General features: G+C 64.8%; 29 protein-coding genes. 17 read left to right on the top strand and 12 right to left on the bottom strand.

The window, feature by feature from the left end; all coding sequences use genetic code 11:
• Positions 1-55 precede the first annotated feature (55 nt).
• Entirely contained in the window at positions 56-655 is a 600-nt protein-coding gene (locus tag MKK04_RS21655) for a LysE/ArgO family amino acid transporter (protein WP_207834591.1), read from the bottom strand.
• Between the two features lie 104 nt (positions 656-759).
• Here MKK04_RS21655 and MKK04_RS21650 point away from each other — a divergent pair, with 104 nt between their 5' ends.
• From MKK04_RS21650 to MKK04_RS21640, 3 genes are all read left to right on the top strand, one after another.
• The gene (locus MKK04_RS21650; protein ID WP_207834594.1) at positions 760-1,650 is read left to right on the top strand and encodes a LysR family transcriptional regulator ArgP; all 891 of its coding nucleotides are present in this window, start codon (positions 760-762) and stop codon (positions 1,648-1,650) included.
• 49 nt (positions 1,651-1,699) lie between these two features.
• A complete protein-coding gene (locus tag MKK04_RS21645; protein ID WP_207834596.1) occupies positions 1,700-2,695 on the top strand; it encodes an NAD-dependent epimerase/dehydratase family protein in 996 nt (331 codons plus the stop codon).
• Between the two features lie 87 nt (positions 2,696-2,782).
• On the top strand, positions 2,783-3,652 hold the full coding sequence (locus MKK04_RS21640) for an ATPase (protein ID WP_207834598.1): 870 nt from the start codon (positions 2,783-2,785) through the stop codon (positions 3,650-3,652).
• 107 nt (positions 3,653-3,759) lie between these two features.
• Here MKK04_RS21640 and MKK04_RS21635 read toward each other — a convergent pair whose 3' ends face one another.
• Both MKK04_RS21635 and MKK04_RS21630 read right to left on the bottom strand, forming a co-directional pair.
• Positions 3,760-4,809 carry an alkene reductase gene (locus tag MKK04_RS21635; RefSeq protein ID WP_207834600.1) on the bottom strand — a complete coding sequence of 350 codons (1,050 nt, stop codon included), beginning with the start codon at positions 4,807-4,809 and terminating at the stop codon, positions 3,760-3,762.
• Positions 4,810-4,826: 17 nt separating this feature from the next.
• On the bottom strand, positions 4,827-5,129 hold the full coding sequence (locus MKK04_RS21630) for an ArsR/SmtB family transcription factor (RefSeq protein WP_063913266.1): 303 nt from the start codon (positions 5,127-5,129) through the stop codon (positions 4,827-4,829).
• Positions 5,130-5,279: 150 nt separating this feature from the next.
• Here MKK04_RS21630 and MKK04_RS21625 point away from each other — a divergent pair, with 150 nt between their 5' ends.
• On the top strand, positions 5,280-5,864 hold the full coding sequence (locus MKK04_RS21625; RefSeq protein ID WP_207834602.1) for an acyl carrier protein phosphodiesterase: 585 nt from the start codon (positions 5,280-5,282) through the stop codon (positions 5,862-5,864).
• A gap of 122 nt (positions 5,865-5,986) precedes the next feature.
• On the opposite strand, the gene MKK04_RS21620 is transcribed toward MKK04_RS21625, so the two are convergent.
• Positions 5,987-6,775 (bottom strand): lysophospholipid acyltransferase family protein, encoded by a 789-nt coding sequence (locus MKK04_RS21620; protein ID WP_207834604.1) that lies wholly within the window; start codon positions 6,773-6,775, stop codon positions 5,987-5,989.
• On the bottom strand, positions 6,775-7,530 hold the full coding sequence (gene olsB, locus MKK04_RS21615; RefSeq protein ID WP_207834606.1) for an L-ornithine N(alpha)-acyltransferase: 756 nt from the start codon (positions 7,528-7,530) through the stop codon (positions 6,775-6,777). The genes MKK04_RS21620 and olsB overlap by 1 nt, the downstream gene beginning before the upstream one ends.
• Positions 7,531-7,691: 161 nt before the next feature.
• Between olsB and MKK04_RS21610 the strand changes: the two genes are divergently transcribed.
• The 6 genes from MKK04_RS21610 (at position 7,692) to MKK04_RS21585 (ending at position 12,544) form a co-directional block, all read left to right on the top strand.
• The gene (locus tag MKK04_RS21610) at positions 7,692-8,579 is read left to right on the top strand and encodes an acyl-CoA dehydrogenase family protein (RefSeq protein WP_241105971.1); all 888 of its coding nucleotides are present in this window, start codon (positions 7,692-7,694) and stop codon (positions 8,577-8,579) included.
• A 175-nt stretch (positions 8,580-8,754) separates the two neighbouring features.
• Positions 8,755-9,837, top strand: coding sequence for a serine hydrolase domain-containing protein (locus tag MKK04_RS21605; protein WP_207834610.1), 1,083 nt, complete (start codon positions 8,755-8,757; stop codon positions 9,835-9,837).
• Complete coding sequence (locus MKK04_RS21600) at positions 9,834-10,130, top strand: hypothetical protein (RefSeq protein ID WP_063913260.1); 297 nt, start codon at positions 9,834-9,836, stop codon at positions 10,128-10,130. The genes MKK04_RS21605 and MKK04_RS21600 overlap by 4 nt, the downstream gene beginning before the upstream one ends.
• A gap of 44 nt (positions 10,131-10,174) precedes the next feature.
• Positions 10,175-10,756 carry a YceI family protein gene (locus MKK04_RS21595; RefSeq protein WP_207834612.1) on the top strand — a complete coding sequence of 194 codons (582 nt, stop codon included), beginning with the start codon at positions 10,175-10,177 and terminating at the stop codon, positions 10,754-10,756.
• 1 nt (position 10,757) lies between these two features.
• Positions 10,758-11,915, top strand: coding sequence for a phospholipase D-like domain-containing protein (locus MKK04_RS21590; protein WP_207834614.1), 1,158 nt, complete (start codon positions 10,758-10,760; stop codon positions 11,913-11,915).
• Positions 11,916-11,965: 50 nt separating this feature from the next.
• Complete coding sequence (locus MKK04_RS21585) at positions 11,966-12,544, top strand: DJ-1/PfpI family protein (RefSeq protein WP_233687045.1); 579 nt, start codon at positions 11,966-11,968, stop codon at positions 12,542-12,544.
• 118 nt (positions 12,545-12,662) lie between these two features.
• On the opposite strand, the gene MKK04_RS21580 is transcribed toward MKK04_RS21585, so the two are convergent.
• A complete protein-coding gene (locus tag MKK04_RS21580) occupies positions 12,663-13,061 on the bottom strand; it encodes a nuclear transport factor 2 family protein (RefSeq protein WP_025340507.1) in 399 nt (132 codons plus the stop codon).
• 115 nt (positions 13,062-13,176) lie between these two features.
• Here MKK04_RS21580 and MKK04_RS21575 point away from each other — a divergent pair, with 115 nt between their 5' ends.
• A complete protein-coding gene (locus MKK04_RS21575; RefSeq protein ID WP_063913256.1) occupies positions 13,177-13,767 on the top strand; it encodes a GNAT family N-acetyltransferase in 591 nt (196 codons plus the stop codon).
• Positions 13,764-14,636, top strand: a complete 873-nt coding sequence (locus MKK04_RS21570; protein WP_233694143.1) for a carbon-nitrogen hydrolase family protein — start codon at positions 13,764-13,766, stop codon at positions 14,634-14,636. Before MKK04_RS21575 ends, MKK04_RS21570 begins: the two co-directional genes overlap by 4 nt.
• A gap of 119 nt (positions 14,637-14,755) precedes the next feature.
• On the opposite strand, the gene MKK04_RS21565 is transcribed toward MKK04_RS21570, so the two are convergent.
• Positions 14,756-16,279 (bottom strand): fumarate hydratase, encoded by a 1,524-nt coding sequence (locus MKK04_RS21565; protein ID WP_025340505.1) that lies wholly within the window; start codon positions 16,277-16,279, stop codon positions 14,756-14,758.
• 277 nt (positions 16,280-16,556) lie between these two features.
• Between MKK04_RS21565 and MKK04_RS21560 the strand changes: the two genes are divergently transcribed.
• Complete coding sequence (locus MKK04_RS21560) at positions 16,557-17,477, top strand: iron-sulfur-binding ferredoxin reductase (protein ID WP_233694144.1); 921 nt, start codon at positions 16,557-16,559, stop codon at positions 17,475-17,477.
• Between the two features lie 136 nt (positions 17,478-17,613).
• Here MKK04_RS21560 and pyk read toward each other — a convergent pair whose 3' ends face one another.
• Entirely contained in the window at positions 17,614-19,068 is a 1,455-nt protein-coding gene (pyk, locus tag MKK04_RS21555; protein ID WP_063913252.1) for a pyruvate kinase, read from the bottom strand.
• 179 nt (positions 19,069-19,247) lie between these two features.
• On the opposite strand from pyk, the gene MKK04_RS21550 reads away from it, so the two are divergent.
• From MKK04_RS21550 to sbcB, 3 genes are all read left to right on the top strand, one after another.
• On the top strand, positions 19,248-19,634 hold the full coding sequence (locus tag MKK04_RS21550; protein WP_207834621.1) for a tetratricopeptide repeat protein: 387 nt from the start codon (positions 19,248-19,250) through the stop codon (positions 19,632-19,634).
• A gap of 123 nt (positions 19,635-19,757) precedes the next feature.
• On the top strand, positions 19,758-20,117 hold the full coding sequence (locus MKK04_RS21545; RefSeq protein ID WP_207834632.1) for a PilZ domain-containing protein: 360 nt from the start codon (positions 19,758-19,760) through the stop codon (positions 20,115-20,117).
• Between the two features lie 75 nt (positions 20,118-20,192).
• Positions 20,193-21,626: an exodeoxyribonuclease I gene (gene sbcB, locus MKK04_RS21540; protein WP_233694145.1), complete on the top strand. Its 1,434-nt coding sequence runs from the start codon at positions 20,193-20,195 to the stop codon at positions 21,624-21,626.
• A gap of 84 nt (positions 21,627-21,710) precedes the next feature.
• Here the strand turns inward: sbcB and mvaT are convergent, their stop codons facing one another.
• Complete coding sequence (gene mvaT, locus MKK04_RS21535) at positions 21,711-22,088, bottom strand: histone-like nucleoid-structuring protein MvaT (RefSeq protein WP_063913248.1); 378 nt, start codon at positions 22,086-22,088, stop codon at positions 21,711-21,713.
• Positions 22,089-22,370: 282 nt separating this feature from the next.
• Here mvaT and purU point away from each other — a divergent pair, with 282 nt between their 5' ends.
• Positions 22,371-23,222, top strand: coding sequence for a formyltetrahydrofolate deformylase (gene purU, locus MKK04_RS21530; RefSeq protein ID WP_023662871.1), 852 nt, complete (start codon positions 22,371-22,373; stop codon positions 23,220-23,222).
• 296 nt (positions 23,223-23,518) lie between these two features.
• Here purU and MKK04_RS21520 read toward each other — a convergent pair whose 3' ends face one another.
• Genes MKK04_RS21520 through MKK04_RS21510 form a run of 3 tightly spaced genes read right to left on the bottom strand, consistent with a single transcriptional unit; the run spans position 23,519 to position 26,386 of the window.
• Entirely contained in the window at positions 23,519-24,511 is a 993-nt protein-coding gene (locus MKK04_RS21520; RefSeq protein ID WP_207838239.1) for a lysylphosphatidylglycerol synthase transmembrane domain-containing protein, read from the bottom strand.
• On the bottom strand, positions 24,508-25,272 hold the full coding sequence (locus tag MKK04_RS21515) for a DUF2334 domain-containing protein (protein ID WP_207838237.1): 765 nt from the start codon (positions 25,270-25,272) through the stop codon (positions 24,508-24,510). The genes MKK04_RS21520 and MKK04_RS21515 overlap by 4 nt, the downstream gene beginning before the upstream one ends.
• The gene (locus MKK04_RS21510; protein ID WP_207838236.1) at positions 25,265-26,386 is read right to left on the bottom strand and encodes a glycosyltransferase family 4 protein; all 1,122 of its coding nucleotides are present in this window, start codon (positions 26,384-26,386) and stop codon (positions 25,265-25,267) included. The genes MKK04_RS21515 and MKK04_RS21510 overlap by 8 nt, the downstream gene beginning before the upstream one ends.
• Between the last annotated feature and the right edge of the window lie 70 nt (positions 26,387-26,456).

The following is a 26,456-nucleotide window of genomic DNA, read 5'->3' as shown; positions in this document are numbered from 1 at the left end:
CGCCCGCGCGGCGCTCGATCTCACAGGCGCTAAAAATGTTGTGACAAGCCCAGAGTCAGTTGAAGATCAACTGCGCCGCCACCGCGAACATCATCACCGCCACCATGAGGTCGAGCATGCGCCAGGTCGCTGGCCGGGCCAGCCACGGTGCCAGCCAGGCCGCGCCGATTGCCAGGGTCGAGAACCACAGCAGCGAGGCACTGGCGGCACCGGCCACGTAGGCACCAGGTGCGGTCTGCTGGGCACCCAGCGAGCCGATCAGCAACACCGTGTCGAGGTACACGTGCGGGTTCAGCAGGGTCACCGCCAGGGCACTGAGCAATACCGCGCGGCGTGAGCGTGCTCCCTGGCCTTGCTGATGCTGCAGGCTCTGCCTGGAGCAGGCGCTGCGCAAAGCCTTGGCGCCGTACCAGATCAGGAACACCGCGCCGCCCCAGCGGGCGATCGCCAGCAAGGTCGGGTTGTGCGCCAGCACCGTCGCCAGGCCGAACACCCCGGCGGCCACCAGAATGGCGTCACAAATGATGCACAGGGCCGCCACCGGCAGGTGATGCTCGCGGCGCAAGCTCTGGGCGAGGACGAAGGCGTTCTGTGCACCGATGGCCATGATCAGGCCGAAGGCCACGAGCATGCCGTTGAGATAGCTTTGCCACATGGCGTGCTCTCCAGAAATGAATTGCCGTAAAAGATGCTGGCCATTGTGATGAACTGCGCTGTATAAGAAAAACAAATAGAGCTGATCAGTCATTAGGGAAATCGATGTTCGACTACAAGCTGCTGGCCGCCCTCGCCGCGGTGATCGAACAGGGTGGTTTCGAACGCGCGGCGCAGGTGCTTGGGTTGTCGCAGTCGGCCATCTCCCAGCGCATCAAGCTGCTTGAGGCGCGGGTCGGCCAGCCGGTGCTGGTGCGAGCCACACCGCCAAGCCCGACCGAAGTCGGCCGCCAGTTGCTCAACCATGTGCAGCAGGTGCGCCTGCTTGAACGCGACCTGCAGCGCCAGGTGCCGGCGCTGGACGAGGAGGGCATGCCGGAGCGCCTGCGCATCGCCCTCAACGCCGACAGCCTGGCCACCTGGTGGGCCGGCGCAGTGGGCAATTTCTGCGCACAGCAGAACGTGCTGACCGACCTGGTGGTGGAGGACCAGGAAGTGGGCCTGAAACGCATGCGTGCGGGCGAAGTGGCGGCCTGCCTGTGTGGCAGCGAGCGGCCGGTGGCCGGGGCGCGCAGCCTGCCACTGGGCGCCATGCGCTACCGGGCGCTGGCCAGCCCCGGGTTCATGGCGCGGCATTTTCCGCAGGGCTTCGCTGCCAGCCGCCTGGCCCGTACCCCGGCGATCGTGTACGGCCCGGACGACTTCCTGCAACACCGCTACCTGGCATCGCTGGGCATCGCGGATGGCTTCCTGCACCACTTGTGCCCGTCGTCCGAAGGCTTCCTGCGCATGACCGAAGCCGGCCTGGGCTGGGGCCTGGTGCCCGAATTGCAGGCCCGCGAGCAACTGGCCAGCGGCCAGTTGGTGGAAATCTGCAGCGATACCCCCATCGATGTGCCGCTGTACTGGCATCATTGGCGCAATGGCGGGCAACTGCTCGCGCAACTGACCGACCACCTGCGGCACACCGCACGGCAATGGCTGGTGCCCTTGTAGCCACGGCTGGCGTCAGTTGCATCTGAAATCTGGCAAGACGGAGTCTTACATGCGAATTCTGGTCACCGGCGCGAGTGGCTTCATTGGCGGGCGCTTTGCGCGCTTTGCCCTGGAGCAGGGCCTGGACGTGCGGGTCAGCGGCCGTCGGGCCGAAGGGGTCGAGCACCTGGTCAAGCGCGGCGCCCAGTTCATCCCCGGCGACCTGGGTGATGCCGAGCTGGCCCGTCGCCTGTGCCAGGGCGTCGAGGCCGTGGTGCACTGCGCTGGCGCGGTGGGCAACTGGGGGCGCTACCAGGACTTCTACCAAGGCAATGTGGTGGTCACCGAAAACGTGGTCGAGGGCTGTTTGAAGGAGCACGTACGACGCCTGGTGCACCTGTCATCGCCATCGATCTACTTCAATGGCCGCTCGCGCCTGGATATCCGTGAAGACCAGGTGCCGCGCCGCTTCCACGACCACTATGGGCAGACCAAGTACATGGCCGAGCAGAAAGTGTTCGGTGCCCAGGAGTTCGGCCTTGAGGTGCTGGCGCTGCGTCCGCGTTTCGTCACCGGCGCCGGCGATGCCAGTATCTTCCCGCGGCTGATGCAGATGCAGCGCAAGGGGCGTGTGGCGATCATCGGCAACGGCCTGAACAAAGTCGATTTCACCAGCGTGCACAACCTCAACGAAGCGCTGCTCAGCGCCCTGCTCGCCGACGACCGGGCGCTGGGCCAGGCCTACAACATCAGCAACGGCCAGCCGTTGCCGCTATGGGACGTGGTCAACTACGTGATGCGCCAGATGCAGCTGCCGCAAGTTACCCGCTACCGCTCCTACGGCCTGGCCTACAGCCTGGCCGCGCTGAACGAGGCGGCCTGCATGTTGTGGCCGGGGCGCCCGCAACCGACCCTGTCGCGCCTGGGGATGCAGGTGATGAGCCGCGATTTCACCCTGGATATCAGTCGCGCCCGGCAGTACCTGGACTACCAGCCCAAGGTCAGCCTGTGGACGGCGCTGGATGAGTTCTGTGCCTGGTGGAAGCACCAGCCGCCGGGGCAGTGAAGCCGCCGGGCCGACAATGGACATCAACACGCCGCGCTGGCGGTTTATACTCGTGCCTCTTTGCGACTACCGCGGTTGAATGTATCCATGCGTAACCATGCTCACGATGACTACGATGACGTGCCTACCCTGCGGGCCGGCACCCATGACGATGACGAACTGATGCCGGCGCACGTGGTGCGCAGCCGCCAGAAAGCCGCTCGCGGTGCCAGCACGGCACCGCTGTGGGCATTGCTCGGGGCCTCGTTCATCGCCTTGGCGGGCCTCGGCTGGTGGAGCTTCCAGCAGATCTCGCTGATGGAGCAGCAGCTGGTGGCGACCCAGGAAAGCTTTGCCCGCATCAGCGAAGAGGCGGCCGGGCGCCTGCAGGCGATCAGCGGCAAGGTGGCGGCCAGCGAGTCCGGCGCCACTACCAGCAGCGAGGCGCTGAAGCTGCAGCTGCGCCAGTTGCAGAAGGGGGTGGCCGGGCAGACCGGCGACCTGGGCAAGCGCCTGGAGCAAGTGCTGGCCGATACCCGTGAACAGCAGAAGGCCGTGACCGAGCTGCAAAGCCAGTTGCAGGCGCAGTTGAAGCTGGTGAATGGCGAACTGGCCGCGTTGCGCTCGGGTCAGGTCGATGGTGGCAAGCTGGATACCCAGTTCAAGGGCCTGAACGAACAGGTTGCTGCGCTGAAGGCCGCGCAGGTGGATGGCGCCAAGCTGGACGGGCAGCTCAAGAGCCTGGGCAGCGAAGTGGCGGCGCTGAAGAAGCAGGGTAACCCGAGCGCGGCCATCCAGGACCTGGAGCAGGACATCCTGGTGCTCAAGAGCCAGATCGACAACCGCCCGGCTGCGTCGTCGGCGGGTGGTGCTTCGGTGCAGGAGTTCGATGCGTTCCGGGCGCAGACGACCCGCAACCTGAATACCTTGCAGAGCCAGATCCAGAACCTGCAGCAGCAGATCAACGCCCGGCCCTGAGATTACCTGAGCCTTCTTCGCGGGCACGCCCGCTCCCACAGGGGCAGCACAATCTTCAAGCTTGTGCTGTACCTGTGGGAGCGGGCGTGCCCGCGAATGGCCCTCAATCACAACCGCGGATAGTCGATATACCCCACCGCCCCCTTGCCATAGAAGGTCTCCGGCCGCGCCTCGTTCAGCGGCGCATCCGCCGCCAGCCGCGCCGGCAGGTCAGGGTTGGCGATGAACGGCACGCCAAACGCCACTGCATCGGCCTTGCCACTGGCCAGGGCCGCATTGGCGCTGGCCTTGTCAAACCGCTCATTGACGATGTACGGGCCACCGAACGCCTCTTTGATCAGCGGGCCGATGCTGTCATCGGCTTCCCGTTCCCGCGAGCAGATGAAGGCGATGCCCCGCTTGCCCAGCTCACGGGCCACGTAGGTAAAGGTTTCGGCACGGTCGGCATCGCCCATGTCATGGGCATCGGCACGCGGCGCCAGGTGCACGCCCACGCGGTTCGCGCCCCACACCTCGATGGCCGCATCGGTCACTTCCAGCAGCAGGCGCGCACGGTTTTCCAGCGAGCCGCCGTAGTGGTCGGTGCGCTGGTTGGTGCTGCTCTGCAGGAACTGGTCGAGCAAATAACCGTTGGCACCGTGGATCTCCACGCCATCGAAACCGGCAGCCTTGGCATTCTCGGCGCCGCTGCGGTAGGCCTCGACGATGTCGATGATTTCTTCGGTTTCCAGCGCGCGCGGGGTGGGGTAGTCGCTGAGCGGGCGCACCAGGCTTACATGGCCCTTGGGCTGGATCGCGCTGGGGGCCACCGGCAGTTCACCGTTCAGGTAGCTGGGGTGGGAGATGCGGCCAACGTGCCACAGCTGCAGGAAGATGCGCCCGCCAGCGGCATGCACGGCCTTGGTCACGTTGTTCCAGCCACGCACCTGCTCGTCGTTCCAGATACCGGGGGTATCCGGGTAGCCGACGCCCATGGCGCTGACCGAAGTCGCCTCGCTGAGAATCAGCCCGGCACTGGCGCGCTGCACGTAGTACTCGGCCATCAGCGCATTGGGCACGCGGCCTTCGTCGGCCCGGCAGCGGGTGAGCGGGGCCATGATGATGCGGTTGGGCAGTTGCAGGTCGCCCAGGGTGATCGGATCGAAAAGCGTGGTCATGACGGTTACCTGCCTGTTCAGAGTGCTTGGCGCAGTTGTTCGAGAAACGCCTGGATGGTGGTTTCGTTACGTTTGAAGAAGTGCCATTGGCCGATCTTCTGGCTGCTGATCAGCCCGGCGCGCTGCAGGGTGGCCAGGTGGGCGGAAACGGTCGACTGCGACAGGCCGCAGCGTTGGTCGATCTGCCCGGCACACACACCGTTCTCGGTGCTGTGGTACTGGTCGGGAAACTGCGTTGCCGGGTCCTTCAGCCAGCTGAGGATTTCTCGCCTGACCGGGTGGGCCAGCGCTTTTATGATTTCGTCGAGATCGAGAGGCATGGGTTGAGGCTCGTTGTAGCGGTATATCGCGATAGGGCGAAATGTAAATCGTGGTTTCCCGATATACAAATACCAAGAGGTTCTGAGCTGAGTGCGAATCGCTATATCGCGTTATAACGATATACTGGCCGGCGGTGTTAGACTGCGCTCATGAACTACCTCGCACACCTGCACCTCGGCGGCCCGGCGCCGCAACAACTGCTTGGCAGCCTGTATGGCGACTTCGTCAAGGGCTCGCTGGAAGGGCGCTTCCCACCTGCGCTGGAGGCGGCCATCCGGCTGCATCGGCATATCGACAGCTATACCGACCAGCACCCGTTGGTGCAGGCGGCACTGGCGCGCTTCCCACGGGAACGGCGGCGTTTTGCCGGCATTGTTCTGGATGTGTTTTTCGACCATTGCCTGGCGCGGCATTGGCGGGATTATGCCGAGCAACCGTTGGAGCAGTTCACCGGGGACTTTTATCGGGTGTTGCTGGCGGAGCCCGAGTTGCCGGGGCGGCTGGCGCGGATTGCGCCGTTCATGGCGGCGGATGACTGGCTGGGGGCGTATGGGGATTTTGCCACGCTGGAGCAGGTGTTCAACGGCATTGCCCGGCGCTTGTCGCGGCCGGAGGGGATGGTTGGGGTGATGGGGGAGCTGGAGCGGCTGTATGAGCCATTGCTGGCGGACTTCAGGGCGTTTTATCCGCAGTTGCAGGTGTTTGCAGCGGCTGGCCGGTTGTCTGGCTGTTAGTCCTGTGCCAGCTTCTTCGCGGGTGAACCCGCTCCCACAGGTACAGCGCTATCTTCGGGATCACACTATCCCTGTGGGAGCGGGTTTACCCGCGAAGAGGCCGGTACTGGCAGTGCAAGAATTCAGGCTGCCCGCGCCTGCCGCCGTGGCGCCAGCTCAACGTCTTCAACCCCGAACAACGCCAGGTGAATCGCCTGCTGCGCCTGCAACGCCAGCACCGCTCGCTCCTTGCCCACGCTGCCGATCGGCTGCAGCAGCTGAATGCAAACCTCCCCACGCGGCTGGGCGAACAGGCGCATCAGGTGCGACACCAGGTCATCATCACCAATGAACGGCGCAATCGGGTCGATCTGGCCAGCGCGCAGGTACTGGATGGCGACCGGCTGCACCGCCACGCCGCGGTCGATGGCGCCTGCCAGCAGGCGGCCATGGAAGGTGCGCAGGTTACGGCCGTTGGTGGTGGTGCCTTCCGGGAAGATCAGCAGCGGCCGGGCCAGGCCCAGTTGCCCGGCGATCTGTTCACGCAGGCGCTGGCTGTCGCCCCCGCCACGGCGGATGAACAGGGTGCCGGCCTTCTCCGCCAGCCAGCCGGCCACCGGCCAGTGGCGCACCTCGGCCTTGGACAGGAACGACAGCGGCAGCAGCATGCCGAGCAGGGGGATATCGGTCCAGGACACATGGTTGCTGACCCACAGCATCGGCCGCTGCGGCAGCTCGCCAACCACCCGCACATCGAAGGGCAGGGCCGCGACCAGGCGCTTCATGAACAGGCAGGTCCAGCGCTGGCGGCGCTCGATGGGCGCCTTGAACCCCAGGCGTTCGCCCAGGGCGATCACGCTGGCCATCAGCATGCCCTGCAGCAGTACCAGCAGCAGTCGAGTCAGGCGGGCCAGTACCCGCAGCTTCGGCATCAGACCGCTGCCTTGAAGTGGCGGGCGTAGCGCGGGCACAGCTCGTCGCGCTTGAGCAGGATGAACACGTCGGCCACCTGGAAGTCTTCGTCCCAGCATGGCTCGCCGCAAATCTTCGCGCCCAGGCGCATGTACGCCTTGAGCAGCGGTGGCATTTCGGCGATGACGTTGTGTGGCAGGGCCAGGTTGGGCAACGGGTTCTTTGGCTCGGCACGCAGGTGCTCGGTGCACAGGTAGCGGTCACGCAGGCGCTGCATCACCGCGTGGGCCTGTACTCCGCCATCTTGCATGGGGATGCTGGCGCAGCCCATCAGGTAGCTGTAGCGGCCTTCGTTGAGCACTTCGGCCAGTTCGCCCCAGAGCACGGCGATGGTGCCTCCGTTGCGGTAGTCGGGGGCTACGCAGGTGCGGCCCAGCTCCAGGATCGGGCCCTGCAGCTGCAACAGGCCGTGCAGGCTGAATTCTTCTTCGCTATAGAAGCGGCCCAGGCTGCTGGCGGCCTGATGGTCGAGCAGGCGGGTGGTGGCGACCAGCTCGCCGGTACTCAGGTCGCGTACGCCAATGTGGCGGCAGTGCACGTCGTAGTCGTCCATGTCCAGGCCTTGCTCGGCACCTTTGAGCCTGGCCTTGAATTCGGCGCTGAACACTTTGTAGCGCAGGGCCTGGGCTTCTTGCAGGGCCGCGGCGCCAACCAGGCGTTCGGCTTGCAGACGGCGTTCGGTGCTGTTGTCGCCAGCGTGAGCGATCCGAGTCATTACGAGTCTCCATAAGCCAGCCATGAAGGGTTGCGGCCGGTCGGCTTTGTTGTGCAAAGTCAGCCTAGGTAGACGGGGTGTCACCCCTGTGAATCTTTGGTGATGCTTGCGTGACACCCCCCTGAGTCTTAACAGAAAGCCCCTCAGCAAGGAGCCGACCGATGGCCTGGTTGCAACGACTCAACGACCCGCTTCGCCAAGGGTTGGCGGGCACCCTGGGCGAAACCTACGCAGTGCTGCTCGAGCGCCTTGGCCCGGTTGCCCCGTTCGAACTGGCGGTGCTCGGTGGGCGCGCAATGGCCACCCCGGGCCTGGCTTTCCTGGTCGGCTACCAGGCCGCCTTGCGCGTGCTGTGGCCCAGTGCCCCACCCAGCCTCGGTGCCCTGTGTGCCACCGAACGGCGCAGCGTGCGGCCGGCGGACATGCGCACGCGCCTGGACGGCTTGCGGCTGACCGGCAGCAAGGATTTCGTCACTGCGGGCCTGGAGGCGGAATGGCTGCTGGTGGCGGCGCGCAGCGAGGCGACGGGGGCGGCGCCGCAGTTGAACCTGGCGGTGGTCTACCCCGGGGAGCCAGGGGTGACGCTGGAAGCGCTGCCCACCCTGCCGCTGATGCCAGAGGTGGGCCATGGGCGGCTGGTGCTGGAGCAGGCTGCGTGCGAGTTGCTGGCCGGTGATGGTTGGGATGCCTATGTGAAGCCGTTCCGTTCGCTGGAGGACTTGTATGTGCTTACGGCGTTGACGGCCTGGCTGTATGGCGTTGGGCAGGAGTGCGCCTGGCCGCAGGCCCTGCGCCTGCAGTTGCTTGGGCTGCTGGCCGGGTGTGCCGAGGGTAGCCGGCAGTGTGCCGATAGCGTTGGCTGCCATTTGTTGCTGGGCGGGTTGTTTGCGCAGTTCCAGGCGCTGCGGGGGGAAATCGATGCCGCGTTGGCGGCGGGGGCGGCGCATTGGGCGCAGATCTGGCAGCGTGACCAAGGGGTGATGGCGCTGGCGGCGGCGGCGCGGGAGAAGCGGCTGAACAAGGCGTGGGCTGCTGCGGGATTGTCATGAATGCCTGGTAGGTTGGTGTGATCCGATGATTCCTGGGGCCGCTGTGCGGCCCTTCGCGGGCTTGCCCGCTCCCACAGGTATGTCGCTGACTCCATGAATGGTGCGATCCCTGTGGGAGCGGGCGGGCCCGCGAAGGGCTGCAAGGCAGCCCCAAATAACGCGAGCCTGTACTGGGATGCTGAAAGGTCTGCTGCTGTTTTTTTGTATGGCCATGGCCCCTGCCAAGGCTGAGGTCTGGCCTGACCCTGACTGGCACAACGACCCTGCCCCCCTCGACTGGCAAGCCGTCGACGCCTACGCCTTCCCCGCACGCACCACTGCCGAACGCAGCGGCATCCGCACCGACGCGCTGCTGATCATCCGCGACGGGCGCATCCTCCACGAACGCTACGCCCCCCCGACCAGCGCCGCCACCGCCCACCTCACCTGGTCGATCAGCAAGAGCGTGCTTGCCACGCTGCTGGGGGTAGCCCAGGGCGAAGGCCGCTTCCAGCTGCAGGACCCGGTCACCCGCTTCTACCCGGCCATGCAGGCCCATCCTGGCGTGCGCATGGCCGACCTGCTGCATTGGGCCAGCGGCCTGGACTGGCAGGAGGACTACGAGTACGCCCCGCTCAAGTCATCAGTGGTTGCCATGCTGTATACCCGTGGCCGCGAGGACATGGCGGCCTATACGGCAGCGCGGGACACGGTGGCCAGCCCGGGCCAGCGGTTTCTCTACTCCAGTGGCGACAGCAACCTGCTGGCCGCCGCGCTGCGCGGCATGCTCGATGCCAGTCAGTACCCCGACTACCCCTGGCATGCGCTGTTCACCCCGTTAGGGATCGACAGCGCGGTATGGGAGCGTGACAGGGCGGGGACCTACGTGGGCTCGTCCTACCTGTACCTCAGCGCTCGCGACCTGGCACGCATCGGCCTGCTGATGCAGCGTGAGGGGCGCTGGCAGGATCGGCAATTGCTGCCCAGGCCCTGGGTGGCCTTCAACCGCACGCCGTTCGCCGCGGCCGAAGCAGTGCCCGGCGAGGCCAACCCCGGCGGACACTGGTGGCTCAACCAGCCGCTGGCCGGCGCTGCACGGCCTTGGCCGAGTGCGCCTGCCGACACCTACGCAGCCCTTGGCCACTGGGGCCAGGCGCTGTACGTGCTGCCCGCGCAAAAGCTGGTGATCGTGCGATACGCCGATGACCGCGACGGCAGCTACCAGCACGACGAGATGCTCAGGCGAATACTGGTGGCGCTGGCCGGGAAGGGGGCATGAAGCGGGTAGTACTGCTGGTATTGCTGGGGCTGGTGTACTGGGCCTGGCACGAGCGCCAGGCCCTGGCGGACTTCCCCGGTATCCTTTCGGCCTACTCGGCCAAGGAATACTGCTCGTGCCGCTTCGTCATGGGTTTCGAACCGGCGTATTGCCAAGGCTACGTGAAGCAATGGCTGCCGCTGAGCCTGCTGGAGGAAAACAGCCAACAGCGGCAGGTCACCGCCGAAGGCCTGGGCCGACGCAATCAGGCCGCCTGGCAAGGCCCGCGCGAGGGCTGCCGCTTGCTGCCATGAAGGCGGGCGGGTAAGGTTGGCGGTCTGGTTTCACGAGATCTGTCATGTTCAAGCTGCCCCGCCTGCTGCCCGCCTTGTTGCTGGCTTTTTGCCTGCCCGCCCACGCCAACTGGCACCTCGATGGCGAGTCTTCGCGCCTTTCGTTCATTACCGGCAAGAACGGTAACACCGCCGAAGTGCACCGCTTTCTGGTGCTGCATGGCACGGTCGACCGCAAGGGCGTTGCCGGGCTGAGTATCGAGATGGACTCGGTGAGCAGTGGCGTTCCGCTGCGTGACGAACGCATGCGCGAGGACCTGTTCGAGGTCGAGCGTTTTGCCGAAGCCAAGGTGCAGGCGCAACTGGACCTGCGGCCGATCAACGACCTGGCCAACGGTGCCCAGATCGAGCTGCGCCTGCCGCTGACGGTGACTCTGCATGGCCAGTCGCACAGCTACAACGCTTTGCTGCTGGCCACCCGCCTGGACGAGCGACGCTTCCAGGTGGTGACCCTTGAGCCCCTGGTGCTGCGCGCCGAGGATTTCGGCCTGCTGCCCGGGCTGCAACGCCTGCGCAAGTTCGCCGGGCTCACGTCCATCAACCCGTCGGTGCCGGTTAGCGCGGTGCTGATCTTCACCGCCCGCTGACATGCCGGGGCCGGTCTTCCCCTGGCGGGATGGCAACCAGTTCGAACTGCTGATCGACGGCCCCGAGTTCTTTCCGCGCATGCTCCTGGCGATCATGCGCGCCGAAATCCAGGTCGACCTGGAGCTGTACCTGGTCGAGGCCGGTGACTGCGCGGATGCGGTGGTCGAAGCGTTGGAGCAGGCCGCCCGACGCGGCGTGCGGGTGCGCTGCCTGTTCGACGACTATGGCTCGCTGGCTTTCAACAGCAAGCTGCGTCAGCGCCTGCTGGACGCGGGTGTGTACCTGCGCTGGTACAACCGCCTGCGCTGGAAGCGCGGCCTGCGCAACCTGTACCGCGATCACCGCAAACTGCTGCTGGTGGATGAGCGCTGGGCCGTGGTGGGCGGCACGGGCGTTACCGACGAGTTCTGGACGCCGGGCGAGGCGACCAGTGAATGGCACGAGGTGATGGTGCAGATGCAGGGGCCTGTGGTGAACGACTGGCAGTTGCTGTTCGACCGCCAGTGGCACGCCAACAACCGTCGCACCGCCTGGCGCCCCGCCGAGGGCTTTGGCCTGCCGCGCCTGCCCAAGGTGCCTGCGCAGGGGCAGGGCATGGGCCGGGTAGCCTATGCCGACGCCCGCCAGCACCAGGACATCCTGCATTCGCTGGTGCGGGCGATCAACAGCGGCAAGCAGCGAGTGTGGCTGGCCACACCTTACTTCCTGCCGACCTGGAGCGTGCGCCGCTCGCTGCGACGGGCTGCCGGCAAGGGGGTCGATGTGCGGCTGCTGCTGACCGGTCCGCGCACTGATCACCCCTCGGTACGTTACGCCGGGCACCGCTATTACCCCCGTTTGCTGCGCGCCGGGGTGCGCATCTACGAGTATCAACCGTGTTTCCTGCACCTGAAGATGGTTTTGATCGACGACTGGGTCAGTATCGGCTCATGCAATTTCGATCACTGGAACCTGCGCTTCAACCTCGAGGCCAATATCGAGGCCCTCGACCCGCCGCTGACGGCGGCCGTGCAGGCCAGCTTCGAGCGTGATTTTGCCTTGAGCGAGGTGGTCGACCTCGGGCAGTGGCATGCCCGGCCGCTATGGCGCCGGGTGAAGCAGCGGTTGTGGGGTTGGCTGGACCGGTTGGTGGTCAACTTGCTCGACCGTCGCGACTGAGACCGGCTATCGTGCAGTGACTTCTCAAGGCAATCGAAGGAGTGGGTGCGATGACGGCGAAGAAAATTCTCATGCTGGTTGGTGACTACGTCGAAGACTACGAGGTCATGGTGCCGTTCCAGGCGCTGAGCATGGTCGGGCACACGGTGCATGCGGTATGCCCGGAAAAGGTCGCGGGGCAGACGGTGCGTACCGCGATTCATGATTTTGAGGGCGAACAGACCTACAGCGAAAAGCCGGGGCACAACTTTGCCTTGAATTATGACTTTGTGCGGGTGCGGGCCGAGAGTTACGACGCGTTGTTGATCCCGGGTGGCCGTGCGCCAGAGTACCTGCGTCTGGATGAAAAGGTGCTGGAGCTGGTGCGTGCGTTCGACCAGGCCGGCAAGCCGATCGCGGCGGTATGCCATGGTGCCCAGTTGCTGGCAGCGGCCGGTGTGCTGGAAGGGCGTGAATGCAGTGCGTACCCGGCGTGTGCGCCGGAAGTGCGCCTGGCGGGTGGGACATTCATCGATATCGCGGTGGACCAGGCGCATGTGGACGGCAACCTGGTGACGGCACCGGCATGGCCGGCGCATCCGGCGTGGCTGGCTGCCTTCCTCAAGGTGCTTGGTACCCGTATAGCCTGACAGGGCCTCTTCGCGGGCATGCCCGCTCCCACATGTACCTCACTGCTCTGAAGTCGTGTGGGATCCTTGTGGGAGCGGGCGTGCCCGCGAAGAGGCCAGTACAGGCAATCCCCCCTGATCAGGCCACCTGCTCGACCCAGTCATTGAGGTTGTAGTAGTTGGTCACCCGGGCAATCTTCCCACAGTGGATATAGAAGAACGCCCCCGCCGGCAGCACATAGGTCTGCCCGTTGGCCGCCGGCAACCCTTCGTCATCGGCCAGATATTCCCCATGCACGGTGAACTCCGCCGCCGCGCGGCTGCCGTCGGCGTTCTGCATCACCACGATATCGGCCAGGCGCTCGCGGTAGCAGCGGTTCATCTTGTCCATGAACGCTGCAAACCGGGCCTTGCCCATCTGCCGCTCGCCCTGGTTGATGTCGTGGATCACATCCTCGCTGAGCAGGGCGAGAAAGGCGGGCATGTCTCCAGCGTTGAAGGCGGCGTAGTAAGCATTTACCAGTTCGGTAGCGGTCATGGAACAATACCTGTCGTGGAGGGAAAAGGCGGGTCGTTGCTCCGGATGATAGGGTTTCCCCTCAAGCCCGGCTTAGCCGAGCGCGTCATCCACATCGACAAAACGACCGCCAAGCATGGAAATACGCCTGTTGCACGGCGCCGCTATCGCGCCTTACATCGATGACCTCGCTCGCCTGCGCCTTACCGTGTTCCGCGAGTTTCCCTACCTTTATGACGGCACCCCGGAGTACGAGGCCGAGTACCTGGCCACCTATGCGCGCTCCGGGCGCAGCCTGGTGGTGCTGGCGCTGGACGACGGCAAGGTGGTCGGCGCCTCCACCGGCCTGCCGCTGGTGGATGTCGCCCCCGAGTTCCAGCAGCCGTTCCTGGCCCAGGGGCGTGACCCGGCCAGCGTGTACTACTTCGGTGAATCGGTAGTACTGCCCGAATACCGTGGCCAGGGCCTGGGGGTGCGCTTTTTCATCGAGCGCGAGTCCTACGCGCACAAGCTGGCCGAGTTCGATTACTGCGCGTTCTGCGCGGTCGAGCGGCCAGGGGTGCATCCGCGGCGGCCAGTGGACTACAAGCCGTTGCACGGCTTCTGGCGGAACCGCGGCTTCCTGCACGACCCGTCGCTGCGCACCAGCTACGCCTGGCGTGACCTGGACGAGCAGGAAAGCTCCGACAAGCTGATGTCGTTCTGGCTCAAGGAACTGCCGATATGATCCGTCTGGCTGCCTGCCAGTACGCCATCGAGCTGCATGAAACCTGGGACGCCTACGCCGACCACCTGCAAGGCCTGTGCGCCGAGGCGGTGGAGGCGGGGGCCCGCCTGCTGCTGTTGCCGGAGTACGCCGGGCTGGTGCTGAGCGGGCAGCTGAGTGCCGAGCAGCGGGGTGACCTGAAGGCTTCCATCGCCGGCATCCAGCCGCTGATCGAGCCATGGAAGGCGCTGTGCGAGAGCCTTGCCAGGCGCTGGGGGATCTACCTGCAACCGGGCAGCGTACCGGTGCTGGACAGTGATGGGCGCTACCGCAACCGTGCCTGGCTGTTCGGCCCCAAGGGTGTAATGGGCTACCAGGACAAGCTGATGATGACCCGCTTCGAGCGGGAGCAGTGGGACATAGCCGCGGGCCAGGGGCTGCAGGTGTTTGAAACCGAACTGGGGCGCCTGGGGATCCTGATCTGCTACGACAACGAATTCCCGATGCTGGCCCGGCGCCTGGCCGAGGCTGGTGCCGACCTGATCCTGGCGCCGAGCTGTACCGACACCGAGGCCGGTTACCACCGGGTGCGCATTGGCGCGCAGGCGCGGGCGTTGGAGAACCAGCTTGCGGTGTTGCAGAGCCCTACGGTCGGGCTGGCGCCCTGGTCGCCGGCGCTGGACGAGAATATCGGCCGGGCAGGGTTGTTCGTACCGCCGGATCACGGGATGCCGGGGGATGGGGTGGTGGCCTTGAGTGAGGCATTGAGCCCGGTGTGCAGCCAGTGGCTGGTGTGTGAGGTGGATCTGGAGGAAGTGCGGCGAGTGAGGCGGGAAGGGCAGGTTTTTACCCGCAGGGACTGGCCGGAGCAGTTCGAACGAATTGTGTAGAACAGGGGCGGCCTCTTCGCGGGTGAACCCGCTCCCACAGGTAGCGCGTAGCCCCAGGCTTGCGCTGTCCCTGTGGGAGCGGGTTTACCCGCGAAGAAGGCGACACGGTTACATCAGGCTTACTTCACTTCGACTGCCAGGCTCTGGGCAATCTTGCTCTGCCACAGGGCAGGGCCAGTGATGTGTACCGACTCACCGTTGCTGTCCACGGCGACGGTCACCGGCATGTCCTTGACCTCGAACTCGTAGATCGCTTCCATGCCCAGTTCGGCGAAGGCCAGGACCTTCGACTTGCGGATGGCCTGGGCCACCAGGTAGGCAGCGCCGCCAACGGCCATCAGGTACACGGCCTTGTTGTCCTTGATCGCTTCGATGGCGGCAGGGCCGCGCTCGGACTTGCCGATCATGCCCAGCAGGCCGGTCTGTTCGAGGATCTGGCGGGTGAACTTGTCCATGCGGGTAGCGGTGGTCGGGCCGGCTGGGCCTACCACTTCGTCACCGACCGGGTCGACCGGGCCGACGTAGTAGATGAAGCGGCCTTTCAGGTCCACCGGCAGCTCTTCGCCGCGGTTGAGCATTTCGACCATGCGCTTGTGCGCGGCATCGCGGCCGGTCAGCATCTTGCCGTTGAGCAGGATGGTTTCGCCCGGCTTCCAGCTGGCGACTTCTTCCGGGGTGATGGCGTCGAGGTTGACGCGACGGGCGCTCGGGCCGGCTTCCCAGACGATTTCCGGGTAGGCGTCCAGCGACGGCGCTTCCAGCTCGGCCGGGCCGGAGCCATCGAGCACGAAGTGGGCGTGGCGGGTGGCGGCGCAGTTGGGGATCATGCACACCGGCAGCGAAGCGGCGTGGGTCGGGTAGTCCATGATCTTGACGTCGAGCACGGTGGTCAGGCCACCCAGGCCCTGGGCGCCGATGCCCAGCTGGTTGACCTTCTCGAACAGCTCCAGGCGGATTTCTTCCAGGCGGTTCTGCGGGCCACGGGCTTTCAGTTCGTGGATGTCGATGGACTCCATCAACACTTCCTTGGCCATCACTGCGGCCTTCTCGGCGGTACCGCCGATGCCGATGCCGAGCATGCCAGGCGGGCACCAGCCAGCGCCCATGGTCGGGACGGTCTTCAGTACCCAGTCGACGATCGAGTCGGACGGGTTGAGCATGGCCATCTTCGACTTGTTCTCCGAGCCGCCGCCCTTGGCCGCGACATCGACCTCGACCTTGTCGCCGGGGACGATGGAGTAGTGGATCACTGCCGGGGTGTTGTCCTTGGTGTTCTTGCGGGCACCGGCCGGGTCGGCCAGGATCGAAGCGCGCAGGACGTTTTCAGGCAGGTTGTAGGCGCGACGCACACCTTCGTTGATCATGTCGTCGACGCTCAGGGTGGCGCCGTCCCAACGCACGTCCATGCCCACGCGCACGAACACGGTGACAATACCGGTGTCCTGGCAGATCGGGCGGTGGCCGGTGGCGCACATGCGCGAGTTGATCAGGATCTGGGCGATGGAATCGCGCGCAGCAGGCGACTCTTCACGCAGATAGGCCTCGTGCATGGCCTGGATGAAATCGACGGGGTGGTAGTACGAGATGAATTGCAGGGCATCGGCGACGCTCTGAATCAGGTCGTCTTGCTTGATCACGGTCATGCAGCGCGCTCCTCTTAAAGACGGGAACATTCATATAGACGCTCGACGGTGCCGACCAGCGTGTCGAAACGCCTTGCAAAGGCGCGCCGGCAGCATGGCCGACGCAAAAGGGCGCGGCAGTATAGCGTGCCTCTCCGTCTGAAACACCTGCGAGTGGTCTGGACCATGGTCGGCAGGGGGCAGGCATTGTTCTTGCTGCCTTGCTGTAGAGATAGGATGCTGGGAGGGGGCCGCAACGCGGCCCCGGAAACCCAAGAGCTGGAAGAGATAGCTGAACATGCCCGAACTTTGCGTGGGCGAGCGCCGCTGGGCGGTGCCGGCCGGCAGCAACCTGCTCGATGCCTTGAACGAGGCCGGGCTGAACGTGCCTTACAGCTGCCGCGCCGGCAGCTGCCATGCCTGCCTGGTGCACTGCCTGGCCGGGCAACCGCTGGATGCGCTGCCCGAGGCCATGGCGCTGGACAAGCATGCCTTGGGCTGGCGTCTGGCTTGCCAGTGCCGTGTGGTCGAGGACCTGCATGTAGCGTTGTTCGACCCGCAACAGGATGGTGTGCCGGCTCAGGTCTGTGCCCTGGACTGGTTCGGCGATGTGTTGCGCGTGCGGCTGCGGCCCGAGCGGGCACTGCGTTACCAGGCGGGGCAGCATGTGGTGTTGTGGAAGGGTTCGGTAGCGCGGCCGTATTCCCTGGCCAGCCTGCCGGGGGAAGATGACTTTCTGGAGTTTCACATCGATTGCCAGCGCCCAGGTGCTTTTTGCGACAAGGTCCGTGGCCTGCAGGTGGGTGATGTGCTGCGCCTGGGTGAATTCAGGGGCGGGGCTTTGCATTACGACCCGGACTGGCAGGATCGGCCGCTCTGGCTGCTGGCTGCCGGAACGGGGCTTGCTCCGCTGTGGGGCATCTTGCGCGAGGCAGTACGGCAGGGGCACCGTGGCGAGATTCGGGTACTGCATGTGGCGCGGGACAGCACCGGGCATTACTTGGCAGAGCCGTTGCGGGAAATGGCGAATGTGAATGTCGAGTTGGTACTGGTGGAGCAGTTGGATGAAGCGTTGGCCGGGTTGCGGCCTTCAACGCGGCAGACGGTGGCGCTGGTGTGCGGGGCACCGGGGAGTGTCGAGCGGTTTGCCCGACGGCTGTTCATTGCCGGGGTGCCGCGGGGGCAGGTGTTTGCTGACGTGTTTGTGGAGCATGCCTGAGGCATTTGTGTTGATCGTGCCGGCCCATTCGCGGGCACGACCGCTCCCACAGGTGCAGCGCTAGCCTCAGGCTTGTTGCTAACCCTGTGGGAGGGCGTGCCCGCGAACGGGGCCATGGCGCGGCCCCTTGGCGGGATCAACCGACCAGCGGATCACCGACATGCAGGATCTTCATGCCATTGGTGCCACCGATGGTGTGGTAGCTGTCACCTTTGGTCAGGATCACCCAGTCACCTTGCTCCACCAGGCCACGCTTGAGCAGTTCGTCGACCGCTGCCTGGCTCACCTTGTCGGCCGGCAGCGAGGCCGGGTCGAAGGCGATCGGGTACACGCCGCGGAACATCGAGGCACGCGCCTGGGTAGCACGGTGCGGCGACAGGGCGAAGATCGGCACGTGCGAACGCAGGCGCGACATGATCAGCGGGGTGTAGCCACTCTCGGTCAGGGCGATGATCGCCTTCACGCCCGGGAAGTGGTTGGCGGTGTACATGGCCGCCAGGGCGATGCTCTCGTCGCAGCGCTCGAAGGTGGTGTGCAGGCGGTGGCTGGACTTCTGGCTGGTCGGGTGCTTTTCGGCACCCAGGCAGATGCGGGCCATGGCCTGGACGGCTTCGATCGGGTAGGCACCGGCGGCACTTTCAGCCGACAGCATTACCGCGTCGGTGTTGTCCAGCACGGCGTTGGCCACGTCGGACACTTCGGCGCGGGTCGGCATCGGGTTCTGGATCATCGACTCCATCATCTGGGTCGCCACGATCACCGCCTTGTTGTTGCGGCGGGCGTGCTGGATGATCTTCTTCTGGATGGCGATCAGCTCGGCGTCGCCGATTTCCACGCCCAGGTCGCCACGGGCAACCATCACGGCGTCGGAGGCGGCAATCAGCTTGTCGAGGGTCTCGTCGTCGGCAACGGCTTCGGCGCGCTCGATCTTGGCCACCAGCCAGGCGCTGCCGCCGGCTTCGTCACGCAGCTTGCGCGCGTATTCCATGTCGCTGGCGTCACGCGGGAAGGACACGGCCAGGTAGTCCAGGTCCATTTCCGCGGCCAGCTTGATGTCGGCCTTGTCTTTTTCGGTCAGGGCCGGCGCGGTCAGGCCGCCACCTTTACGGTTGATGCCTTTGTGGTCCGACAGCGGGCCACCGATGATCACCACGCAGTGCAGGGCGTCTGCGGTGGCGGTCTCGACGCGCATGACCACGCGGCCATCGTCGAGCAGCAATTCGTCACCAACGCCGCAGTCCTTGACCAGGTCCGGGTAGTCGATACCGACGATGTCCTGGTTGCCTTCGGTCAGCGGGTGGGCGGTGGAGAAGGTGAACTTGTCACCGATCTTCAGTTCGATGCGCTTGTTGGCGAACTTGGCGATGCGGATCTTCGGACCCTGCAGGTCGCCCAGCAGTGCAACATGGCGGCCGTTCTTGGCGGCGATGTCTCGGATCAGGCGCGCGCGGGCCTTGTGCTCGTCCGGAGTGCCGTGGGAGAAGTTCAGGCGTGCCACGTCCAGGCCGGCGAGGATCAGCTGTTCGATCACTTCCGGCGAGTTGCTGGCGGGGCCAAGGGTGGCGACGATTTTGGTACGGCGGATGCTCATGCACAGACTCCTATAGTGAAGCGCAGCGAAAGGCTACTCCTCAATTGCGCTGTAGTCATTGTTCCGTTGCACTACCTGCGACCAAGGCAGGGTGGCATTTGAACGGGCAGGGTATCCTTGCAAAAGGGTGTGAAGATTTGCCGGCAAAGGCCGATACACTGGCATCAAAGGAGACCCCCATGCGAGCCCTGATCGTTTTAGTCTTGGCGGCCAGCGCCGTCGGCTGCACCCGCTGGTCCATGGACCACCACCTGAACAACGCCTACCGCGCCTACGACCGTGGCGATTGCGCACGGGTCATGCTCGAGCTGTCGCAGGTCGACCGCACCAGCCGTGCGCGCCCGTTCATCCACCCCGAAGTGTCACTGCTGCGCGGCCAGTGCCTGGAGCGCCAGGCGTTGTACGTGGATGCCGCGCAAACCTACCAGTACCTGATCCAGCAGTACCCGGGCAATGAGTATGCCTATCGCGCCCAGGCACGCCTGCAGACCCTGGAGAAACTCGGCCATTTGCGCGGCGCCGAAGCCGCCGTGGCCCACCCGGTGAGTGCCGCACCTTGGCGTTAACACCAAGGTGTGATTTATTTCACGGGATTTGCCGCGCGCGCTGCGCTAATCTGTAACTCAGCTGTTACAACAACCGCCAGTTCCTCGTATTCCTGGCATCGGATACGGACTGCACTTGCGATCATGTTCAACAAGCGCCACATCGAACGCCATCAGCTGCCTTGTGTTCTCAAGGTGTTCAACCGCTTTACCGGTCAGTCGATCGGCCAGCTGGGCAACGCCTCCGAAGACGGGCTGATGCTGATCAGCCAGCTACCTGTACTGGTAGGGCCCGACTATGAGCTGCAATTGCGCCTGCCGCTGGTCGGCGGCGGGCATCAGTTCGTCAACCTCACCGCCAGCTGCCTGTGGTGCCGCGAAGACCAGACGCCCGGCCACTACGATTCGGGCTTCATGCTGCTGCAGGCGCCCCGCGAGTACGACGAATTCGTCCGCTCGTTGCGTGACTATTTCAGTTTCCGCCCTGCCAACGCTTCCGTCTGAGCCCCGCGCTCTGGCTCGCTGGAGTCGTGCCGGAATCGCGCTAGAATCGGGTCGACCTCGATACAGGACGACCCCGTGACCTCCAGCATTTTCTGGCACGACTACGAAACCACCGGCATCAACCCGCGCTGTGACCGGCCGCTGCAGGTGGCCGGCGTGCGCACCGACTTCGACCTCAACGAAATCGACGAGCCGATCAGCCTTTATTGCCGGCCCTCCGACGATATCCTGCCGCACCCGGCCGCCTGCCTGGTGACCGGCATCACCCCGCAACTGCTGGCCGAGCAGGGCTTGTGCGAAGCCGAGTTCATGACCCGGGTGCACGCGCAACTGGCGCTCCCAGGTACCTGCGGCGCCGGCTACAACACCCTGCGCTTCGACGACGAAGTGACCCGCTACAGCCTGTACCGCAACTTTTTCGACCCTTATGCCCGAGAATGGCAGGGCGGCAATAGCCGCTGGGACCTGATCGACATCGTGCGCACGGCCTATGCATTGCGCCCGGACGGCATCGAGTGGCCACAACAGGATGGGCGCACCAGCCTGCGTCTGGAACTGCTGAGCAAGGCCAATGGCATCGACCATGGGCATGCCCACGAAGCGCTTTCCGACGTGCGGGCAACCATCGCCCTGGCCCGCCTGATCCGGCAGAAACAGCCCAAGTTGTATGAGTGGCTGTTCCAGTTGCGCAGTAAGCATAAAGTGATGGAGCAGGTCCGTTTGTTGCAGCCACTGGTGCATATATCCGGGCGCTTTTCGGCGGCACGTAATTACCTTGGTGTCATATTGCCATTAGCCTGGCACCCGCGTAATCGCAATGCACTGATTGTGTGCGACCTGCATCAGGAAACCCTACCGTTACTACGGGAAAGTGCTGAAGTTCTACGCCAGCGTTTGTATACCCGCCATGAAGAACTGGCCGAGGGTGAATTACCCGTGCCGCTCAAACTGGTGCAGATCAATCGCTGCCCGGTACTGGCGCCACTCTCGGTATTGCGCCCGGCCGATCAACAACGGTTGGGCCTGGACTTGACGTTGTTACAATTGCGCGGCGAAGCATTGGCCAAGCAACAGGCGCAATGGCAAGACAAGCTGGAACACATCTACGGCAAGGAAGACTTCACCCCGAGTGAAGACCCGGAACAACAGTTGTATGACGGTTTTCTGGGGGACCGTGACCGCCGCTTATGCGAGCAAGTTCGTGCACTGGAACCGGCGCAGTTGGGCCGCGGGCACTGGATGTTCGATGATCCGCGCCTGCCTGAACTGTTGTTCCGCTATCGGGCGCGCAACTTCCCGGAGACCTTGACCGGCGAAGAGCGGCAACGCTGGTTCAGCTTCTGCCAGCAACGCCTGAGTGACCCGCAGTGGGGGGCGCCGAATACGCTGGGCGACTTCGAACGGGCGCGGCAGCAGGCCTGGGAAGGCGCCGACGAGGCGGGGCGGCGTGTGCTGGAGGCCTGGCAGGTGCATGCCCGGCAATTGCAGGCACAGTTTGCAGTTGGCTGAGCGCTGAAAAAAACGCGGACAAACAAAAACGCCGGCAATGTGCCGGCGTTTTCGTTGCGATAAGCAAAAGGCGTATGCGGACTATCAGTCCAGCAGGGTTGCCCAGCTTTCAACCACATCGCCACCCCACTTGGCTTTCCACTCTTTCAGGGTCTTGTGGTTGCCGCCTTTGGTTTCGATCACTTCATTGTTGTGCGGGTTCTTGTATTGCTTGACCTTGCGCGCACGCTTGGTGGCGGTAGTCTTGACCGCACCACGAGGGGCTTTGCTCAGTTTCGAATCTGGGTCGAGCAGGGCAATCACGTCGCGCAGCGACTTGGAGTACTCGCCCATCAGGGTGCGCAGTTTGCCTTCGAACTCCAGTTCTTTCTTCAGCTTGTCATCCTGCGACAGGTTGGCCAGGCGGGCCTGAAGTTCCTTGATGGCTTCTTCGGTAGCGCGGTACTCGTTGATCAGGGACATGGAGTGTTCCTTAATGCGTTTCAGAAATGTGTGGGGCAATAATAGACAGGCGATACTCGCAAGTAAACATATTGTTGGGCAATTAACTGTTAATTAAGCTGTGACAACATATCTCTGCGTGAACAAAAATTTACAATTAACCCGGCATTTCGTCATGTCTGTCAGAGAGTGACGGCGGTGCATCTCGACAGCTACACAGGCTACGGCCGCTGCGATCAATACTGCGTTTTTCCTGGCGGGCCGCTAGAATGAGCGCCTTTGCGAAGTTCTGGAGTCTCATTCATGCGCACCTATCGTCTGGTGATCGCCTGCCCCGACCGTGTTGGCATCGTGGCGAAAGTCAGTAATTTCCTGGCCTTGTACAATGGCTGGATCAACGAAGCCAGCCACCACTCCGATGAGCAGAGCGGTTGGTTCTTCATGCGCCATGAAATCCGCGCCGAATCGCTGCCGTTCGGTATCGAAGCCTTCCGCGAAGCGTTTGCGCCGATCGCCGAAGAGTTCTCCATGACCTGGCGCATTACCGACTCGGCGCAGAAAAAGCGCGTGGTGCTGATGGCCAGCCGCGAGTCGCACTGCCTGGCCGACCTGCTGCACCGCTGGCACACCGATGAGCTGGACTGCGAGATCCCCTGCGTGATTTCCAACCACAACGACCTGCGCAGCATGGTCGAGTGGCACGGTATTCCGTTCTTCCATGTACCGGTCGACCCCAAGGACAAGGCCCCGGCCTTTGCCGAAGTGTCGCGCCTGGTGCAGGAGCACGCTGCCGATGTGGTGGTGCTGGCCCGCTACATGCAGATCCTGCCGCCGCAACTGTGCCAGGACTATGCTGAAAAGGTGATCAACATCCACCACAGCTTCCTGCCGTCGTTCGTCGGCGCCAAGCCGTATCACCAGGCCGCCCTGCGTGGTGTGAAGCTGATCGGCGCGACTTGCCACTACGTCACCGAAGAGCTGGACGCCGGCCCGATCATCGAGCAGGACGTGGTGCGTGTCAGCCATGCCGACAGCATCGACGACATGGTCCGCTTTGGCCGTGATGTGGAGAAGATGGTGCTGGCCCGTGGCCTGCGTTACCACCTGGAAGACCGGGTGCTGGTGCATGGCAACAAGACTGTGGTGTTTGACTGACAGAGTCGGGTTGTCGGTGAGATCCTGGGGCTGCTGCGCAGCCCTTTCGCGACGCAAGGCCGCTCCCACAAAGTGAGGTGCGCCCCATTCCATGTGGGAGCGGCCTTGTGTCGTGAAAGGGGCGCAAGGCGTCCCCGGCAATCCTGAGGGATACGCAATGGCCAAGACCCGCAACAACCCCACCGCCTCACCCCCACCCACCCTCGGTGAAGGCTGCCTGGCGCGCTACGACCCCGAAGCCCTGGCCGACACCGATGGCACCGATTTCCCCGGCGCCGCCGAACTTTGGCAGCAGCTCAACCCGCCTGACGCCGCCAGCGCTCCAGCAGCGGGCGCGCCAGCAGGCACACGAACACTGGCCCACCCGCCAGCAGATAAAAGTAGTAAGTGACCGCCCGCCATATCAGGATCGCCGCAGCCGCGGTCGAACTGCCCACCAGTGGCGTCAGCAGGCTGGCCGAAGTCAGCTCGGCGGCACCGGCACCGCCAGGCAGCAGGCTGAACTGGCCGGCACTGAGCGACAGCATCTGCACCAGGAAGCTGGGGATCCACGCCAGGTCTACCCCCAACCCTCTCAATACCAGGTACAACACGCTGTAGCGCAGGCCCCAGTGGGCGCAGGTCAGGGTGAACACCAGGGTCAGCGTGCGCTTGGGCAGGCGCCAGGTCTGCGCCAGTGCGTCGATGAAGCGCAGCAGTTTGCGCGCCCAGCGGCGCTTGCGCTGTCGGCTCATGCCCAGCCGGCGCAGCAATCTGCCGTTCACGCGCATCACCGTGCGCCGGTAGCGCAACAGGCCGATCACCCCGGCCAATGCCGTGCACAGCAGCAACGCGCTACCTAGTAACATGCTCTCCTGGCTGCGGCCCAGACTGTGGAACAGCGCATAGCCGGCAATCGCCAGCATCGCGCAGAAAAAGAACACCAGGTCGTTCAACTGGTCCATGGCAAACACCGCGCCGCTGCGCGCCGGGCCGATACGGTCGCGTGCCAGCAGGGCCATCAGGGTCAAGGGGCCACCGCTGCCACCGGGGGTGGTACAGATGGCGAACTCGGTGGCCATCACCACGCCCAGGCTACGCAGGCGCCCAAGCCTTGCCCCTTGCTGGCCAAGCAGCAGGCGCAGGCGAATGGCGTTGATGACCCAGCACAGCAGGATCATGCCCAGCAAGGTCAGCATCAGGCTGGGTGCGAAGCGCTGCAGCCTTGGCAGCAGCTCACTGCCACCGAGCAGGGCCGGCACCAGCACGGCGCCGAGCAGTGCCAGGGCCAGCCAGGCCAGACGGCTCATGCGCTGGCCTGGCGGTCGAGCCAGGTGGACTTGGTCAGGGGCTCGCGGCCCTGTGCCAGCAGGGTGCGCACGGTGTTCAGCCAATAGTCGCGCGATGCGCGATGGCGCATGTCCACCGGATGCAGGCCCAGGCGCAGGGTCTCGGCGTCGCGCCAGCGCCGGCATTGCCAGTCGCACAGCACCCGTGACAGGCCGCGACGCCAGGCGCTGCGGGCGCTCCAGACCAGCCCAGGAGCCTTGATCGCGGTAAAGTCTGGCAAGCGGTACAGGTGCTGTGGGGTGCTGGTGTAGCGCAGCGGCAGGCAGCGCAAGGCCTGGCGGGTGCCTTCGCTCATCAGCCAGGCGGGCGCGACGAAGCCGGCCACTGGCCAGCCCTGCTGGCCGAACAGGGCCAGGCCTTGCTCCAGGCGTTGCAGGGCCTGCTGCCGGTCGAGGGCGTAGAACTCACCTTCATGGGTATAGATGCGGCGCATGAAGTATTCGCCGGGCGTGCGCGGTGGCGGGCCGTTGTCGGCATGGTAGAAACCGTGCAGGGCGAGCTCGTCGCCACGGGCCAGGCGCCGTTCGAGCAAGCGACAGAAGGTGGGCGAGCGCTGCAGCGCGTTGCGGTGATGAAAGTCCGGCACCACCAGCCAGGTCATGGGGATGCCGCCGATGGCGTCGATGGCCTGGACGAAGGGTTGGTAGTCGGGCCAGGTCTCGGGTGCTACATCGTGCAGCACCAGCATCAGGCTGCGCGACGCTGGCAGTGGCTCAGCCATGGGCACGAACCTGCGGCTGGTGGCCGAGCACGGCCTGGTAGTGCTGCAGCAGGCCGGCGACCACGTTGTCCCAGGAATAGTGCTGCTCGGCATGGCGACGGGCCTGTGCCCCGAGTTTGCGCACGCCGGCCTCGAACGCCTCTTGTACGGCCGTCGCCATGGCCTGGCTATCGTTGGGGCGGCACAGGCGCCCGCACTGTTCGTTGACGATTTCGCCGAAGGCCCCGGCGCGCACGGCCACCACCGGTGTGGCGCTGGCCATTGCTTCGAGAATGACCAGGCCGAAGGTTTCCTGGTCGCCGGCGTGTACCAGCAGGTCGGCGCTGGCCATCAGCCGGGCGACTTCCGGCGCCGGGCAGAAGTGGTCGATCACACTGACGTTCTGGGGCACGTTGGCCGGCATGTTCGAGCCCACCAGCAACAGGTGGTAGGGGTGGCCCAGGTGCTGCATGCAGTCGAGCAGCACCGGCAGGTTCTTTTCCCGTGAGCCACGGCCGGCGTAGATCAGCAGGCGACTGGTGTCGGCAATGCCCAGTTCGGCACGCAGCTGCGGGTCGCGCCGGCTGGGGTGGAAGGTGGCCAGGTCCACGCCCAGGCGCTGCACATGCACATCGCGCACCCCGAGGCGGCGCAGCTTGTCGGCCATGACCTGGCTTGGGGCCAGGACCCGGTCGAAATTGCCGTACAGTTTGCTGACATAGGCTTCAACGTTAGGGGTGAACCAGTTGCCCATGCGGTTGCTGACCAGCAGCGGCAGATCGGAATGGTAGAAGCCGATCACCGGCACATCGAGCTTGCGTCGGGCCTCCAGCGCAGCCCAGGCGGTCAGGTAGGGGTCGCCGACTTCGATCAGGTCGGGTTTGAGCCTGCGCAGTACATTGCACCAGGGGGCCAGGCGCACCGGGAAGCGGTAGCCATTGCCGAACGGCAGCGGTGGTGCGGGTACCTGGTAGATACCATCGGCGTGTTGCGCGCTGGCACCGGGTATCAGCAAGCTGTGGCGCACGCCCTGGATGGCGTCGAGGCGGTGGTGTTTGGCATCAAGATAGGTACGTACGCCGCCGCTGGCGGGGGCGTAGAACATGGTGATGTCGGCGATGTGCACGATCAGCATCCCTCCGGGATCGTCTTCGGGTCCGTCATCCGGCGCTAGCGGGCCGGCGATGACGCGCCTAAAGGTTGAC

Source organism: Pseudomonas sp. LS.1a (assembly GCF_022533585.1).
In the GTDB taxonomy this organism is placed as follows: domain Bacteria; phylum Pseudomonadota; class Gammaproteobacteria; order Pseudomonadales; family Pseudomonadaceae; genus Aquipseudomonas.
Note: the sequence above shows the minus strand (reverse complement) of the source record. Positions and strands in the feature narration are given on the sequence as shown.

What these genes read in the sequence shown, in the direction of transcription:
- MKK04_RS21655 (WP_207834591.1), bottom strand. Translation starts at nt 655, where the DNA reads ATGTGGCAAAGCTATCTCAACGGCATGCTCGTGGCCTTCGGCCTGATC.
- MKK04_RS21650 (WP_207834594.1), top strand. Translation starts at nt 760, where the DNA reads ATGTTCGACTACAAGCTGCTGGCCGCCCTCGCCGCGGTGATCGAACAG.
- MKK04_RS21645 (WP_207834596.1), top strand. Translation starts at nt 1,700, where the DNA reads ATGCGAATTCTGGTCACCGGCGCGAGTGGCTTCATTGGCGGGCGCTTT.
- MKK04_RS21640 (WP_207834598.1), top strand. Translation starts at nt 2,783, where the DNA reads ATGCGTAACCATGCTCACGATGACTACGATGACGTGCCTACCCTGCGG.
- MKK04_RS21635 (WP_207834600.1), bottom strand. Translation starts at nt 4,809, where the DNA reads ATGACCACGCTTTTCGATCCGATCACCCTGGGCGACCTGCAACTGCCC.
- MKK04_RS21630 (WP_063913266.1), bottom strand. Translation starts at nt 5,129, where the DNA reads ATGCCTCTCGATCTCGACGAAATCATAAAAGCGCTGGCCCACCCGGTC.
- MKK04_RS21625 (WP_207834602.1), top strand. Translation starts at nt 5,280, where the DNA reads ATGAACTACCTCGCACACCTGCACCTCGGCGGCCCGGCGCCGCAACAA.
- MKK04_RS21620 (WP_207834604.1), bottom strand. Translation starts at nt 6,775, where the DNA reads ATGCCGAAGCTGCGGGTACTGGCCCGCCTGACTCGACTGCTGCTGGTA.
- olsB (WP_207834606.1), bottom strand. Translation starts at nt 7,530, where the DNA reads ATGACTCGGATCGCTCACGCTGGCGACAACAGCACCGAACGCCGTCTG.
- MKK04_RS21610 (WP_241105971.1), top strand. Translation starts at nt 7,692, where the DNA reads ATGGCCTGGTTGCAACGACTCAACGACCCGCTTCGCCAAGGGTTGGCG.
- MKK04_RS21605 (WP_207834610.1), top strand. Translation starts at nt 8,755, where the DNA reads ATGCTGAAAGGTCTGCTGCTGTTTTTTTGTATGGCCATGGCCCCTGCC.
- MKK04_RS21600 (WP_063913260.1), top strand. Translation starts at nt 9,834, where the DNA reads ATGAAGCGGGTAGTACTGCTGGTATTGCTGGGGCTGGTGTACTGGGCC.
- MKK04_RS21595 (WP_207834612.1), top strand. Translation starts at nt 10,175, where the DNA reads ATGTTCAAGCTGCCCCGCCTGCTGCCCGCCTTGTTGCTGGCTTTTTGC.
- MKK04_RS21590 (WP_207834614.1), top strand. Translation starts at nt 10,758, where the DNA reads ATGCCGGGGCCGGTCTTCCCCTGGCGGGATGGCAACCAGTTCGAACTG.
- MKK04_RS21585 (WP_233687045.1), top strand. Translation starts at nt 11,966, where the DNA reads ATGACGGCGAAGAAAATTCTCATGCTGGTTGGTGACTACGTCGAAGAC.
- MKK04_RS21580 (WP_025340507.1), bottom strand. Translation starts at nt 13,061, where the DNA reads ATGACCGCTACCGAACTGGTAAATGCTTACTACGCCGCCTTCAACGCT.
- MKK04_RS21575 (WP_063913256.1), top strand. Translation starts at nt 13,177, where the DNA reads ATGGAAATACGCCTGTTGCACGGCGCCGCTATCGCGCCTTACATCGAT.
- MKK04_RS21570 (WP_233694143.1), top strand. Translation starts at nt 13,764, where the DNA reads ATGATCCGTCTGGCTGCCTGCCAGTACGCCATCGAGCTGCATGAAACC.
- MKK04_RS21565 (WP_025340505.1), bottom strand. Translation starts at nt 16,279, where the DNA reads ATGACCGTGATCAAGCAAGACGACCTGATTCAGAGCGTCGCCGATGCC.
- MKK04_RS21560 (WP_233694144.1), top strand. Translation starts at nt 16,557, where the DNA reads ATGCCCGAACTTTGCGTGGGCGAGCGCCGCTGGGCGGTGCCGGCCGGC.
- pyk (WP_063913252.1), bottom strand. Translation starts at nt 19,068, where the DNA reads ATGAGCATCCGCCGTACCAAAATCGTCGCCACCCTTGGCCCCGCCAGC.
- MKK04_RS21550 (WP_207834621.1), top strand. Translation starts at nt 19,248, where the DNA reads ATGCGAGCCCTGATCGTTTTAGTCTTGGCGGCCAGCGCCGTCGGCTGC.
- MKK04_RS21545 (WP_207834632.1), top strand. Translation starts at nt 19,758, where the DNA reads ATGTTCAACAAGCGCCACATCGAACGCCATCAGCTGCCTTGTGTTCTC.
- mvaT (WP_063913248.1), bottom strand. Translation starts at nt 22,088, where the DNA reads ATGTCCCTGATCAACGAGTACCGCGCTACCGAAGAAGCCATCAAGGAA.
- purU (WP_023662871.1), top strand. Translation starts at nt 22,371, where the DNA reads ATGCGCACCTATCGTCTGGTGATCGCCTGCCCCGACCGTGTTGGCATC.
- MKK04_RS21520 (WP_207838239.1), bottom strand. Translation starts at nt 24,511, where the DNA reads ATGAGCCGTCTGGCCTGGCTGGCCCTGGCACTGCTCGGCGCCGTGCTG.
- MKK04_RS21515 (WP_207838237.1), bottom strand. Translation starts at nt 25,272, where the DNA reads ATGGCTGAGCCACTGCCAGCGTCGCGCAGCCTGATGCTGGTGCTGCAC.
- MKK04_RS21510 (WP_207838236.1), bottom strand. Translation starts at nt 26,386, where the DNA reads ATGCTGATCGTGCACATCGCCGACATCACCATGTTCTACGCCCCCGCC.